9 protein-coding genes are annotated in these 14,411 nt (G+C 68.8%); 6 read left to right on the forward strand and 3 right to left on the reverse strand.

What is annotated here, in order from left to right; genetic code table 11:
- Window positions 1–6: 6 nt before the first annotated feature.
- Window positions 7–1,065, reverse strand: coding sequence for a succinyl-diaminopimelate desuccinylase (dapE, locus tag BLU81_RS44090; RefSeq protein ID WP_092555265.1), 1,059 nt, complete (start codon window positions 1,063–1,065; stop codon window positions 7–9).
- A gap of 125 nt (window positions 1,066–1,190) precedes the next feature.
- On the opposite strand from dapE, the gene argH reads away from it, so the two are divergent.
- The 4 genes from argH (at window position 1,191) to BLU81_RS44110 (ending at window position 5,953) form a co-directional block, all read left to right on the forward strand.
- On the forward strand, window positions 1,191–2,621 hold the full coding sequence (argH, locus tag BLU81_RS44095) for an argininosuccinate lyase (protein WP_307833777.1): 1,431 nt from the start codon (window positions 1,191–1,193) through the stop codon (window positions 2,619–2,621).
- Between the two features lie 259 nt (window positions 2,622–2,880).
- Window positions 2,881–4,161 carry an extracellular solute-binding protein gene (locus BLU81_RS44100; protein WP_092555269.1) on the forward strand — a complete coding sequence of 427 codons (1,281 nt, stop codon included), beginning with the start codon at window positions 2,881–2,883 and terminating at the stop codon, window positions 4,159–4,161.
- Window positions 4,162–4,217: 56 nt separating this feature from the next.
- On the forward strand, window positions 4,218–5,126 hold the full coding sequence (locus tag BLU81_RS44105) for a carbohydrate ABC transporter permease (protein ID WP_092558529.1): 909 nt from the start codon (window positions 4,218–4,220) through the stop codon (window positions 5,124–5,126).
- Window positions 5,126–5,953, forward strand: coding sequence for a sugar ABC transporter permease (locus BLU81_RS44110; protein ID WP_092558527.1), 828 nt, complete (start codon window positions 5,126–5,128; stop codon window positions 5,951–5,953). Before BLU81_RS44105 ends, BLU81_RS44110 begins: the two co-directional genes overlap by 1 nt.
- A 53-nt stretch (window positions 5,954–6,006) precedes the next feature.
- Here the strand turns inward: BLU81_RS44110 and BLU81_RS44115 are convergent, their stop codons facing one another.
- Window positions 6,007–7,044 (reverse strand): LacI family DNA-binding transcriptional regulator, encoded by a 1,038-nt coding sequence (locus BLU81_RS44115; protein ID WP_092555271.1) that lies wholly within the window; start codon window positions 7,042–7,044, stop codon window positions 6,007–6,009.
- A 197-nt stretch (window positions 7,045–7,241) separates the two neighbouring features.
- On the opposite strand from BLU81_RS44115, the gene pulA reads away from it, so the two are divergent.
- Together pulA and BLU81_RS44125 are read left to right on the forward strand one after the other, a co-directional pair.
- Window positions 7,242–12,662: a pullulanase-type alpha-1,6-glucosidase gene (pulA, locus tag BLU81_RS44120; protein ID WP_092555274.1), complete on the forward strand. Its 5,421-nt coding sequence runs from the start codon at window positions 7,242–7,244 to the stop codon at window positions 12,660–12,662.
- A 282-nt stretch (window positions 12,663–12,944) separates the two neighbouring features.
- Window positions 12,945–13,172 (forward strand): hypothetical protein, encoded by a 228-nt coding sequence (locus BLU81_RS44125; RefSeq protein ID WP_092555276.1) that lies wholly within the window; start codon window positions 12,945–12,947, stop codon window positions 13,170–13,172.
- A 135-nt stretch (window positions 13,173–13,307) separates the two neighbouring features.
- Here the strand turns inward: BLU81_RS44125 and BLU81_RS44130 are convergent, their stop codons facing one another.
- Entirely contained in the window at window positions 13,308–14,411 is a 1,104-nt protein-coding gene (locus BLU81_RS44130; protein ID WP_231953818.1) for a hypothetical protein, read from the reverse strand.

The following is a 14,411-nucleotide window of genomic DNA, read 5'->3' on the forward strand; positions in this document are numbered from 1 at the left end:
TGGGAGTCAGGACAGCCAGGAACGCAGGACGGCGTGGGCCTGGCGGATCTCCGGGATCGGGACGAACTCGTTGTCGGTGTGGGCCAGCAGTGGGTCGCCGGGGCCGAAGTTGACCGCGGGGACGCCCAGCACGGCGAAGCGGGACACGTCGGTCCAGCCCAGCTTGGCCTGCGGCTCGCGGCCGACCAGCTCGACGAACTCCTTGGCGGCCGGGCGGTCCAGGCCGGGGCGGGCGCCGGGGGCGGCGTCGACGACCTCCAGCTCGAAACCGGCGAACACCTCCCGCAGGTGGGCCTCGGCGTCGGCCACGGAGCGGTCGGGGGCGAAGCGGTGGTTGACGTAGACCGTGCACAGGTCGGGGATCACGTTGCCGGCGATGCCGCCTTCGATCTTCACCGCGTTGAGGCCCTCGTGATACTGCAGGCCGTCGACGATCGGCTGGCGCGGCACGTAGGCGCGGAGCACGTCGAGGACCGCCCCGGCGCTGTGGATGGCGTTGCTGCCGCGCCACGAGCGGGCCGAGTGCGCCGCCACCCCGGGCACGGTGATCGTCACCCGCATGGTGCCCTGGCAGCCGCCCTCGACGGTGCCGTCGGACGGCTCGCCGAGGATCGCGAAGTCGCCGGCCAGCCACTCAGGGTGGTTGCGGACCAGTCGCCCGAGCCCGTTGAGCTTGGCCGCGACCTCCTCGTGGTCGTAGAACACGTAGGTCAGGTCGTAACGCGGCTCGGTCAGCGTCGCGGCGAGGTGCAGCGCCACGGCCACGCCGGCTTTCATGTCGCAGGTGCCGCGCCCGCGCATCAGGTCACCGTCGACGACGACCGGCAGGTTGTCCTTGATCGGCACGGTGTCGAGGTGGCCGGCGATCACCACCCGGGTGTCGCGCCCCAGCGAGGTGCGTGCCACGACGGCGTCACCGTCCCGGAGGACCTCCAGATGCCCGAACGAGCGCAGGGCGGTCTCGACGGCGTCGGCCAGGGCCTTCTCCTCGCCGCTGACGGACGGAATGTCACAGATGGCCCGAGTGAGTTCGACGACATCACCGGTCAGATCGAGCGTGGTCATGTTGCAAACTTATCAGACATCAGGCATTTTTATGCACGGCGATGTGGTCCCACCCCGTGCCGTGGCCGACCGTCGCACCGATAGGGTCAGGAAGGTAACGAAACGTGAACGACCGAGGAGAACCCGTGGCGGAGAGCGACGAGCCGACCAGGCTGTGGGGTGGCCGCTTCGCCGGTGGCCCGGCCGAGGCGCTGGCCCGGCTGAGCGTCAGCGTCCAGTTCGACTGGCGGCTCGCGCCGTATGACCTGCTGGCCTCCCGCGCGCACGCCCGGGTCCTGGCCAACGCGGGCCTGCTCGACGCCGACGAGCTGGGCAAGATCCTGGCCGCGCTGGACGATCTGGCGTCGGCCTGTGCCGCGGGCGAGTTCCGTCCCACGATCGAGGACGAGGACGTGCACACCGCCCTGGAGCGCGGCCTGCTGGAGCGCCTCGGAGCGCTCGGCGGCAAGCTGCGCGCCGGCCGGTCCCGCAACGACCAGGTCGCCACCGACCTGCGGCTCTACCTGCGTGACCACGCCCGTGGGGTGGCGGTGGCCCTGATCGAGCTGGCCGATGCACTGACCGAGCAGGCGTCCCGCAACGTCGACACCCCGGCGCCGGGCCTGACCCACGTGCAGCACGCGCAGCCGGTGAGTTTCGGCCACTGGCTGCTGGCGCACGTCCAGCCGCTGCTGCGTGACCTGGAGCGGCTGCGCGACTGGGATGTCCGCACCGCGATCAGCCCGCTGGGGTCGGGCGCGCTGGCCGGTTCGTCGCTGCCGCTGGACCCGGCCGCGGTGGCCAAGGAGCTGGGTTTCACCGCTCCCGCGCAGAACTCGATGGACGCCGTCGCCGACCGCGACTTCGTGGCCGAGTTCCTCTTCATCACCGCGCTGATCGGTGTGCACCTGTCCCGCCTCGGCGAGGAGGTGGTGCTCTGGACGTCGACCGAGTTCGGCTGGGTGGAGCTGGACGACGCCTTCGCCACCGGTTCGTCGATCATGCCGCAGAAGAAGAACGCGGACATCGCCGAGCTGGCCCGGGGTAAGAGTGGCCGGCTGATCGGTGGCCTGGTGGCGGTGCTGACCATGCTCAAGGGCCTGCCGTTGACGTACGACCGGGACATGCAGGAGGACAAGGAGCCCGCTTTCGACGCGGTGGACACCTTGCAGCTGCTGCTGCCGGCGCTGGCCGGGATGATCTCGACGATGACCGTCCGGGTGGACCGGCTGACCGCCGCGGCGCCGGTGGGCTTCTCGCTGGCCACCGAGGTCGCCGACTGGCTGGTGCGCCGCAACGTGCCGTTCCGGGACGCGCACGAGATCACCGGCCGGCTGGTGGCGCTCTGTTCAGCTCGCGAGTGTGAGCTGGAGGACGTGACCGACGACGACCTGAAGACGGTCAGCGAGCACCTGGACCCGTCGGTGCGTGAGGTGCTGTCGGTGTCGTCGGCGCTCGCGGCCCGCACGACGCCGGGTTCGACCGGTCCCGGCCCGGTGGCCGACCAGCTCGCCACGGTGCAGCACAAGCTGGACAACTGGCGTCAGTGGGCGGTCGAGCAGGTGGTTCCGCGCTAAGCGGGCAGAACGCGGAAGCGGTGACGGGCACGACGCCCGTCACCGCTTTTTCATGCGCGGATCCGGCATCGACTTGCAGTCCGTTTTGCAAGATTTTTCAGAGTGAGAACGATCGAAAGCCGATCGGCAGCGCAACGCTGGCGCTTTTATGCGCTTTTGTCCCACCGGCTTGTTTCCGATGAGTGCGCAAGGGGTTTCTGGCGATGAAACTTCTTGCTAGCGTCCGGTCGACATCGAGCCGGTCGTCAAGGAGCGCAACATGCGTCGCATCACCACGGGACTCGCCGCCGCCGGTCTGGTCCTCACGCTCGCCGCCTGCGGTGGCACTAAAACCGCCAAGACCACCGAGGAACCGGCCCCGCCCACTGAACTCACCTGGTGGGACACCTCGGACGCCAAGAACGAGGGCCCGGTCTTCCAGGAGCTGATCAAGAAGTTCTCCGCCGAGTTCCCGAACGTGCGGATCAACTACCAGTCGGTGCCGTTCGCCGACGCGCAGAACAAGTTCAAGACCGCCGCCGCGGCCAAGACCGGCGCCCCGGACATCCTGCGCGCCGAGGTCGCCTGGGTGCCGGAGTTCGCGTCGCTCGGTTACCTCTACTCGCTGGACGGCTCCGACCTGACCGCCGACGCGGCCGACTACAACCCGGCCGCGCTCGCCTCCACCAAACTGGACGGCAAGACGTACGGCGTCCCGCAGGTCACCGACAGCCTCGCCCTGCTCTACAACAAGGATCTGGTCGAGAAGGCCGGTGTTGAGATCCCGAAGACCTGGGCCGAACTGAAGACCGCCGCGCGGACGGTCAAGCAGAAGACCGGCGCCGACGGCCTCTACCTGAACCCGGCCGGCTACTTCACCCTGCCGTTCCTCTACGGCGAGGGCGGCGACCTGGTCGACACGGCGGCGAAGAGCATCGTGGTGAACTCGGCGCCGAACGTCGCCGGCCTGAAGATCGCCAAGGACCTGATCGACAGTGGCGCCGCGGTGAAGCCGTCCGCCACCGACGGTTACAACACGATGATGACCCTCTTCAAGGAGAAGAAGATCGCCTTCATCATCAACGGCCCGTGGGAGGTCGGAAACGTCAAGTCCGCCCCGGACTTCGGTGGGGTCGAGAACCTCGGCGTCGCGCCGGTCCCGGCCGGGTCGGTCCGGGCCGGTACCCCGATCGGCGGCCACGACTACGTGGTCTGGTCCGGTGTCCCGCAGGAGAAGGCCGCGGCCGCCGTCGCGTTCATCAAGTTCATGAACTCCGCCGAGTCGCAGGCGTTCCTGGCCGGCAAGCTGGGCCTGCTGCCGACCCGCAAGTCGGCGTACGAGATCGACACGGTGGAGAACGACGCGGTGATCTCCGCGTTCAAGCCGGTTTCGGAGACCGCGGTGAGCCGCCCGTGGATTCCGGAGGGTGGCCAGTTCTTCGGCGCGCTCGACCAACTCGCCACCGAAGTCCTGGTGCAGGACGCGGACCCGAAGACCGCGCTCGACGCAGTGGCGGCGAAGTACAAGGCCGAGGTCGTCCCGGCGTACGCCACCAACTGATGGCCACGATGACCGCACTCCGGCGGAGCTGGGACAAGCACTGGACGGCCTGGGCGATGGTCGTACCGGTCGTGCTGGTCCTGGCGGTCCTGATCCTTTATCCCCTGGCCAACGGCATCTGGCTGAGCTTCACCGACCAGACCGAGGCCAACCAGCTCGCCGAGATCTGCACCAGGTCGATCACCGGTGGCGAGGTGTGCCGGGACAACCCGGACGTCTGGTCGTTCGTCGGTCTCGGCAACTATGCCGACGTGCTCACCGGCCGGATCGGCGAGTTCTGGCAGTGGACCGGCACCACCCTGATCTGGACGGCCGCCGGGGTCACCTTCCACTACGGTCTCGGGCTGGGCCTGGCCGTCCTGATCCACCGGGAGATGCGATTCCGCGGCCTCTACCGGGTGCTGCTGGTCCTGCCGTGGGCGGTGCCCGCGTTCATCAGCGCATTCGCCTGGAAGTTCCTCTTCAACGAGCGGCTCGGCCTGGTCAACTCGGTGCTCAACGCGTTCGGGGTGGACTCGGTGGCCTGGTTCGCCGATCGCTGGACGTCGCTGTTCGTCGCGGTGCTCACCAACATCTGGCTGGGTGTGCCGTTCATGATGGTGGCTCTGCTCGGCGGGTTGCAGAGCATCCCGGGGGACCTGTACGAGTCGGCCGCGATCGACGGCGCGTCGCCGTGGCAGCGGTTCCGGGCCATCACCCTGCCGGGGCTGCGACCGGTCAGCACGACGGTGATCCTGCTCGGCACGATCTGGACGTTCAACATGTTCCCGATCATCTTCCTGGTCACCGAGGGACAGCCGGCCGGGCAGACCGAGATCCTGGTGACCGGCGCGTTCCGGGCCGCGTTCGAGGGCATCCGGAACTACTCGCTGGCCTCCACGTACGGCGTACTTATCCTCTCGATTCTGTTGATCTTCTCGGTGTTCTACCGGCGGGTGCTGCGCGAGCAGGGCGAGGTGTGGTGATGGCCCGGAGCAGGCGCAGTTCGGTCGCGCTGCACGGGACTCTGATCCTGGCCTCGTTGATCGCGGCCGGCCCGATCCTGTGGGTGGTGCTCAGTTCGTTCAAGCCCGGATACGCCGTGCAGAGCACCGAGATCACCCTGATCAAGGACCCGACACTGGCGAACTACCGGTACGTGCTGTTCGAGACGAGCTTCCCGATCTGGTTCCGGAACTCGGTGATCGTGGCGAGCCTGACCATGCTGATCGGCATCTTCCTGTCGGCCACCACCGGTTACGCGCTGTCCCGGTTCAACTTTCCGGGCCGCCGCTCGCTGATGACGGTCTTCCTGGTCACCCAGATGTTCCCGGTGTCGATCCTGATCGTGCCGATCTACTCGATCATGTCCGGCCTCGGGTTGATCAACACGCTTCCGGCGCTGATCATCGCGTACCTGACGATCGCTGTGCCGTTCTGCGCCTGGATGCTGAAAGGATATTTCGACTCGATCCCGACCTCGCTCGACGAGGCGGCGGCACTGGACGGGTGTGACCCGTTCCGGACCTTCTGGCGGGTGATCCTGCCGCTGGCCCGGCCGGCGATCGCGGTCACCGGCTTCTACTCGTTCCTCACCGCCTGGGGCGAGGTGGCTTACGCGTCGGCCTTCACCCAGACCGACGACACATTCACCCTGGCGTACGGGTTACAACAGTTCGTCCCGCAGTTCAACGCGCAGTGGGAATACCTGACCGCGGCGGCCGTGCTCGTCACGATTCCAGCCGGAATCGTATTCCTCTTCGCACAACGGCATCTCGTGTCGGGCCTTACCGCCGGTGGCACGAAGGGCTGATCTGCGGAAAGGAGACGCCGGTATTCGGGATTTCCGAATACCGGCGTTATCGGTCAGGCGACCGGAAGTGCGGCCCGGGACGGCGCGATTGCCGTCGAGTTGCGCACCACCAGTTCGGGATGGAAAAGGTACTCCGATTTCGGAGCACCGTGCCCGTTGATCTCGTCGATCAGGGAACGGACCGCGGCCACCGCCATCGAGGCGACCGGCTGGCGCAGTGTGGTCAGCGGCGGGTCGGTGAACGGGATCAGCGTCGAGTCGTCGAACCCGATCACCGACACGTCCTCGGGAACCCGCAGCCCCCGGCGCCGGGCGGCCCGGATCGCACCGAGCGCCATCATGTCCGACGCACAGATGATGCCTGTCGCACCCCTGCTGAGCAGGCGTTCCGCGGCGACCTCGCCACCTTCGACACCGAACAGGGTCAGCGAGACCAACTCGTCGACCTCGGCGTCCGGGATGTTCAGCTCCCGCTTGAGCGCCGTGCGGTAACCCTCCAGCTTGCGCTGGGTGGTGATGAACCGGTTGGGCCCGGAGATCATGCCGATCCGGCGGTGCCCGAGCGCGACCAGGTGAGTGACCCCCAGCTCGCCGGCGACCCGGTCGTCACAGGACACGAACGGCGCCTCCAGCTCCTTGGCGAAGCTGTTGACCAGCACGATCGGGAGCGGACGGTCGAGCAGCCGCTGGTAGCGCGACCGGTCCGAAGTGGTGTCGGCGGCCAGGGACGAGATGAAGACGATCCCGGAGACCTGCCGGTCCAGCAGCATCTCGACGTATTCGTCCTCGGTGACGCCGCCCGGCGACTGGGTGCAGAGCACCGGGGTGTAACCGTGCTGGGCCAGTGACGACTCGACCGCCTGCGCGAAGGCCGGGAAGATCGGGTTCTCCAGCTCGGGGACCACCAGGCCGACGAGTCCGGCGCTTCGTTTGCGCAGGCGCTCGGGCCGTTCGTAACCGAGAACGTCGAGGGCGGTCAGGACCGCCTGTCTGGTTTCAGCGGAGACACCGGGGCGGTCATTGATGACACGCGACACCGTCGCCTCACTGACCTGAGCCTGTTTGGCGATATCGGCCATTCGCGCACGCATGCTCCCACTCTAGTCACCTGCCGGGTGTCGGGCATGGTCCTGAAAGCTCTTCCATTGCCTGCAAGACCTTGCTAGCGTCCGGCGACAAGAGTGATACACGTTGATTCTTCGATGCAGTGGTCCCGGTGTCGTCCACGCCGGGGCAGCGCAAAATCAATGACAATCGATCCGATACCACCGAATCGGAAGGGTGCGCCGTGGCACCGAAAAGACATCGACTGAGGCTGGGCGCCGCATTGCTCAGCCTGTTCCTCCCACTGATAGCGGTCCCGGCTGCGGCCGCCCCGAAGGTTCCCGGCGATGCCGTCGTCGCGAGCTGGGGCTCCGACCAGCCCACCGGCGGCGAACAGTTCTACTTCGTGCTGCCGGACCGGTTCGCCAACGGGAATCCGGGCAACGACAAGGGCGGTCTCTCCGGCGACCGGCTGTCCACCGGCCTCGACCCCACCGACAAGGGCTTCTATCACGGTGGCGACCTCCAGGGCGTGATCGACCGCCTGGACTACATCCAGGGTCTGGGCACCACCGCGATCTGGCTCGCCCCGGTCTTCAAGAACCGTCCCGTGCAGGGCACCGGCGCCGACGTGTCGGCCGGTTACCACGGGTACTGGATCACCGACTTCACCCAGGTGGACCCGCACTTCGGCACCAACGCCGACCTGAAGAAGCTGGTCGGGCTCGCGCACCGGCGCGGGCTCAAGATCTACCTGGACATCATCGTCAACCACACCGCCGACGTCATCAAGTACGCCGAGGACACCTACACCTACGTCGACAAGACGGACTCGCCGTACACCGACACTGACGGGCAGCCGTTCGAGGACCGCAACTACGCCACGGCGGAGCGGTTCCCGAAGACCGACGCGACCTCGTACCCGTACACACCGGTGTTCGGCAGTGAAAAAGACAAGACGGTCAAGAAGCCCGGGTGGCTCAACGACGTGAACATGTACCACAACCGCGGTGACTCCACCTTCGCCGGTGAGAACAGCGAGTACGGCGACTTCTTCGGCCTCGACGACCTCTTCACCGAGCGTCCCGAGGTGGTCGAGGGCATGACGAAGATCTACGCGGACTGGGTGCGGGACACCGGGATCGACGGCTACCGGCTCGACACCGTCAAACACTCCAACCTGGAGTTCTGGCAGCAGTGGGCGCCGGCCATCGAGAAGGCGGCGAAACCGGGCTTCTTCATGTTCGGCGAGGTCTACACCGCCGACCAGGAGATCCAATCCGCCTACGTACGCCAGGGCCGGCTCCCGGCGACGCTTGACTTCTCGTTCCAGGAGGCGGCTCGCGGTTTCGTCACCGGCGACAGTGGTGCCGAGGCGCTGTCCGATCTCTACGCCAAGGACGACCTCTACACCGCCCGCGACACCGGCGCCGACCGTCTGCCGACCTTCCTCGGCAACCACGACATGGGCCGGATCGGCTCGTTCATCGCCGCCACGGCGACTGCCGACACCCAGCTCAAGCGGGACCAGCTCGCTCACGAGCTGATGTTCCTGACCCGCGGCCAGCCGGTCGTCTACTCCGGCGACGAGCAGGGCTTCACCGGGCCGGGCGGCGACAAGGACGCCCGTCAGGACCTGTTCGCCAGTAGGAGCGCGGACTACCTGGACGACGACCTGATCGGCACCGACCGCACCCACGCGGTCGACAACTACAACACCGCGCACCCGCTCTACCGGACCATCGCCGACCTCGCGAAGCTACGGAAGGCCCATCCGGCGCTGGTCACCGGCGTGCAGACGACCCGGTACGCGGCCGACGGCGTGTTCGCCGCCTCACGGATCGCCCGCGACACCCGGTCGGAGTACGTGGTCGCGGTCAACAACGCGACCACCGCGAAGACGGTCACCTTCGCCACCTCGTCACCGGGCGCGAGCTTCACCGGCGTCTACGGAGCAACGGGCCGAGCCACCACGGGCTACGACGGCACGATCACCATCTCGGTACCGGCGCTGTCGTCGGTCGTCTTCAAAGCCGGCGCGAAAGTACCCGTACCAGCGAGCGGTCCGTCGGTGACCATCAGCAGCCCACAGCCGGGCGCATCGGTCCCCACCCGCACCGAGATCGTCGCCGGCGTCACCGGTGACCCGCTGACCACGGTCACCTTCGCCGCTCAGGTCGGCGACGGCGCGTGGAAGCTGCTCGGCACCGCCGACCGGGCACCCTACCGGATCTACCACGACCTGACCGGGCTCGCCGGGAACACTCCGGTGCGGTACAAGGCGGTGGCCCGGGACGGTAAGGGACGGCTCGGGTCGTCGACCGTGACCATCGGGGTCGGCACCCCGGCGGCCACCTCCACCGCCGGTTACGCGGTCGTGCACTACCAGCGCCCGGCCGGCGGATACGACGACCAGAACCTCTACGTGTGGGGTGACGTCGACGCGTCGATGACCACCACCTGGCCGGACGGGCAGCCGTTCACCGGCGAGGACTCCTACGGGCGCTTCGCCTACGTCAAACTCGGACCGGGCGCTAGGTCCGTCGGATTCATCGTGGTCAGCGACGGCGGGATCAAGGACACCGACGCTGATCGTACGATCGACGTGGCGTCGAACCCGGAGATCTGGATCAAGCAGGGAGATACCGCGGTCTACCCGACACGGCAGGCGGCCACCGGGCAACCTGATCCTGTGCAGGACGAGTCCACCGCGATCATCCACTGGAAACGGGCCGATGGGAACTACGACGGCTGGGGCCTGCACGTCTGGTCCGGCGCGGCGAACCCGACCGACTGGTCCAGCCCACTGCTCCCGGCCCGGATCGACGCGTACGGCGCGGTGTTCGAGGTGCCGCTCGCGGCCGGCGCGCCCTCACTCAGCTACATCCTGCACAACGGGGACGCCAAGGATCTGCCGACCGACCAGTCCCTCGACTTCGCCAAGGCCGGCCGGGAGGTCTGGCTGCTCGCCGGTTCGGAGACCCGGCTCTTGCCGCTGGTCAAGACCGCCGGAGGAGGCGGCGTCGTGGACGTGACGAAGTCCGCCGCGGTGTGGATCGACCGGGGGACCATCGCCTGGAGGACCGGGACCGGCAGCACCCTGGAACCGGTCGGCGCGGGCACCGACGGCAGGGTCTACCAGCTCGCGTACGCTCCGTCCGGTGGGATCGGGACCGCCGCCGGCGAACTGACCGGCACCTACAAGACGATCGCCTTGACGGCACGGCGTACCGGGCTGACCGAGGCACAGCGGGAGAGATTCCCGCACCTCTGGCAGTACGGGTCGTTCAAGCTCGACAGGTCCGCCATCACCGACATCCTGCGTGGTCAGGTAGTGGTCACCGAGCGGGACGCGACCGGAAAGCTGCTGTCCGCCACCGGGGTCCAGCTCGCCGGAGTCCTCGACGACGTCTACCGGAGTGCCGCCGCCGCTAGCCTCGGCCCGGTCGTCGACGGCCGGCAAGCCAGCGTCGCGGTCTGGGCGCCGACCGCCCGCAGCGTCCAGCTGGAGGTCTACGCCGACGCCGCCGCGGCCACTGCGCCGGCCCTGGTCGAGTTGAGCCGGGACACCCGCACCGGCGTCTGGTCCGGCCGTGGTGACTGGGCCGGAAAGTTCTACAAGTTCCGGGTGACCGCGTGGCAGCCGGCCACCCAGCGGATCGTCACGGCGTCGGTGACCGACCCGTACTCGGTCGCGCTCGCCACCGACTCCACCCGCAGCCGGTTCGTCAGCCTGTCCGACCCCGCGCTCACCCCGGCCGGATGGAACGGTCTGACCAAACCGGCCGCCGTCCCGGCCGCGAAGATCCAGATCTCCGAACTGTCGGTACGCGACTTCTCCATCGCCGACTCCACCGTGGCACCCGGCAAACGGGGCACGTTCAGCGCCTTCACCGTGGACTCGGCCGGCACCCGGCACCTGAAGAGCCTGGCCGGCGCCGGTCTCACCCACCTGCACCTGCTTCCGGCGTTCGACTTCGCCACCATCCCGGAGAACCGCGCCGACCAGCGGCAACCCGCCTGTGACCTGGCGTCGTTGCCACCCGACTCGCCGGAGCAGCAGGCCTGCGTCGCGGCGGTCGCGGCCACCGACGGCTACAACTGGGGTTACGACCCGCTGCACTACACGGTGCCCGAGGGGGGTTACGCCGTGGACCCGGACCAGCGGACCCGCGAATTCCGGGAGATGGTCGCCGGAGTCAACAAAGCCGGCCTGCGGGTGGTCATGGACGTCGTCTACAACCACACCGCGGCCGCCGGAACCGACCCCCGGTCGGTACTCGACCAGATCGTGCCCGGCTACTACCACCGCCTGCTCTCCGACGGGACGGTCGCGAACTCCACCTGCTGCGCCAACACCGCGCCGGAGCACACCATGATGGGCAAGCTGGTGGTGGACTCCATCGTGACCTGGGCCAAGGCGTACAAGATCGACGGGTTCCGGTTCGACCTGATGGGCCACCACCCGAAGGCGAACATCCTGGCGGTGCGCGCGGCCCTCGACAAGCTCACCCTCGGCCGGGACGGGGTCGACGGCAAGAGCATTCATGTGTACGGGGAAGGCTGGAACTTCGGGGAGGTCGCCGACGACGCCCGCTTCGTGCAGGCCACCCAGCTCAACATGGGCGGCACCGGGATCGGCACGTTCAACGACCGGCTCCGGGACGCCGTGCGGGGCGGCGGTCCCTTCGACGACAACCCGCGGGTGCAGGGCTTCGCGTCCGGGCTCGCCGGAGCACCCAACGGTGACCCGGTCAACGGGACCGAAGCCGAGCGGGCGGCGCGGCTGCGGCACTACCAGGACCTGATCAAAGTCGGGCTCACCGGCAACCTGGCCGACTACTCGTTCACCAGTGCGTCGGGGGCCGTCGTCAAGGGTTCCGAGGTCGACTACAACGGCCAGCCCGCCGGGTACACGGCCGACCCGGGGGACGTGATCACCTACGTGGACGCGCACGACAACGAGATCCTGTTCGACTCACTGGCGTACAAACTTCCGCAGGCCACCATGGCCGCCGACCGGGCTCGCGCGCAGTCGGTGGCGCTCGCCACCACGGTCCTCGGGCAGGGCCCCGGCTTCGTCACCACCGGCAGCGAACGGCTTCGGTCGAAGTCGCTGGACCGCAACTCCTACGACTCGGGCGACTGGTTCAACCAGATCACCTGGGACTGCGTTCAGGGCAACGGATTCGGTCGCGGGCTGCCGCCCAAGGCGGACAACGAGGCGAAGTACGAGTACGCCAGGCCGCTGCTCGCCGACCCGGCTCTGGTGCCGGACTGCGCGGCGATCAACCTGACCGACTCGCTCTACCGGGAGCTGCTGCGGATCCGGAAGTCGACTCCGGCGTTCGGTCTGGCCACCGGATCCCAGGTGCGCAAGCGGGTGGGGTTCCCGCTCGCCGGCCCCGGGGAGACCCCCGGCGTGATCACCATGACGATCGACAGCCGCGGTCTCGACCCGCAGTGGAAGTCGATCACGGTCGTCTTCAACGCCGGTCCGGCGGCGGCTACCCAGACGGTGCCCGCGCTGGCCGGGCAGAAGGTGACCCTGCATCCGATCCAGCAGACCTCCGCCGACCCGGTGACCCGCTCCGCGTCGTTCACCGCCGCCACCGGGACCCTGACCGTCCCCGGCCGAACCGTCTCGGTGTTCGTACAGAACTGACCGGCCCCGGCCGGTCAGGGCCGGTTCCGGCCGGGCGGTCCCTGACCGGCCCCGGCCGGTGTCGGCTGATCGCCGGGTCCACCGCATTCGGCCCGGCGGTCGCGAGGCGGTCCCGGTGCGGGACCGCCTCGCGTCGTCACTACGGGACCGTTCTGTGGGGCGTACAAGATCGGCGGTTTTTGGGAAGTGCCTCGACCGGTGACCTCAGGGAGCCGTCCGGGCCGCCGATCAGGACGGTCCGAGCGGTGGCCGACGGCCGCCCGAACCCGGAGGTGCCCACTGGTGGACCCGATGCTGCTGCTCCTGCGTGAACAGATGTCCCGCAAACTGGCGGAGGTGGCCGGCGCGATGTCGGCGACCATGGAGGTGCTCAGCGCCACCCGGACGATCGCCGGTGACGTCCGCGGCACCGAGTCGCTGCGGGCCGCCATCGAGGAACTCGGCACCACCCGCGACCAGCTGCTCAACCAGGCCCGCGCCTTGGACGCCTTCGCACCCACCCGAGCCTGAACCCCGGGCCACCCGAGCCCAGGTCCGTTTCACGGTCACGGCGCGATCGCCCAATTGCGTGGTGAGTCGGGGTGCGAATCGTACCCCGACTCACCACGCGACCCGGACGACGAACGTCTCCGGATCCGCCGAGCCTTACCCCTCGTTGATCTCGTCGATCTCCTCGTGGAACGACGCCCAGTCCAGGCCCAGTTTCCGGAGCCGGCGCAGCGACGAACGGCTCCGGGTGCCGACGTAGACCTCGAACCAGTCCGCGTCGTCCTCGCCGACCAGCGCGATCGTGTCCGGCCCGGCATAGATCCGGGAACGTGCCGACGGCCAGCGCAACGGCCGCAACGGCACCCGCCGCAACGGGGCGACGATCCGCCGGGCCTGCGCCCGGTCCACGAACGCCATCCCACCGGCCGCGGGCCCGTCCATCGCGGCGGCGGCCAGAACCGAGAGCAGCAGGTACCGGCCCAGCCGCTCCCGCTCCCGCAACGGCCGGTCACTGAGACCGTGGTAGTAGACGGCCGGATCATCCACCCCGGCGTCCATCAGCAGCTCGAACGTCCCGTCCCCGGCCTCGCCGAACACCAGGGTCCCCTCGGGGCCGCCCGGCACCGGCTCCGGGTAGATCCGCAGCGAGCCGCTCTCCGCGCGCCCGGCGACCGCCCGCTGGAACACCCGCAACGCCTCCGGCAGCCGGTCCGTGACCTCGGCCGGCGCGGTGGGCGGCGCGTCCCACCAGTCGGCGGCGAACCGTTCCATGGCAGCCAGCGGATCGTCCGGCAACAGGTCCAGCCAGTCAGCACCCGGTTCGCCGATCTCGGTCAGGCCCAGCAGATGCTCCGGCAGCGGCGTGTCCAGGCGCAGGTCCAGCCGTTGCAGGACACCACGGCGGCGGGCGGGTTCGGTGACCCGGGCGGTGCCCAGAGTCAGACAGCCGTCCGGCAGCCGGGCGAAGACGTGCAACGGCGGACCGTCCCCGCCGGTCAGACGGCCCTCGATGAGACGCGGAAACGGCCCGGAGACGGTCAGATCCTCCGCGTTGCGCACCCCGGTCGCGATCATGACGGTGCCGTCCGGCCCCGCGGCGAACACCGCGTCCGCGGTCTCGTGAACCCGCGCGCCGGGCCCGGCGACAGCGAGGGCCCCGGGCTCGGCGACGACGTCCCAGAGGCGGATCTCCACCAGGTCACGGTAGTTGCCACCCGCCACCGTCCGGTGCACGCGGGTGGCCTCCCCCTCGGCGGCCAC

Origin of the sequence: Actinoplanes derwentensis, from assembly GCF_900104725.1 — a bacterium.
Taxonomy (GTDB): Bacteria; Actinomycetota; Actinomycetes; order Mycobacteriales; family Micromonosporaceae; genus Actinoplanes; species Actinoplanes derwentensis.

Coding starts and splice junctions, on each gene's coding strand:
- BLU81_RS44115 (WP_092555271.1), bottom strand. CDS start 7,044: ATGCGTGCGCGAATGGCCGATATCGCCAAACAGGCTCAGGTCAGTGAG.
- dapE (WP_092555265.1), bottom strand. CDS start 1,065: ATGACCACGCTCGATCTGACCGGTGATGTCGTCGAACTCACTCGGGCC.
- BLU81_RS44100 (WP_092555269.1), top strand. CDS start 2,881: ATGCGTCGCATCACCACGGGACTCGCCGCCGCCGGTCTGGTCCTCACG.
- BLU81_RS44105 (WP_092558529.1), top strand. CDS start 4,218: ATGGTCGTACCGGTCGTGCTGGTCCTGGCGGTCCTGATCCTTTATCCC.
- BLU81_RS44110 (WP_092558527.1), top strand. CDS start 5,126: ATGGCCCGGAGCAGGCGCAGTTCGGTCGCGCTGCACGGGACTCTGATC.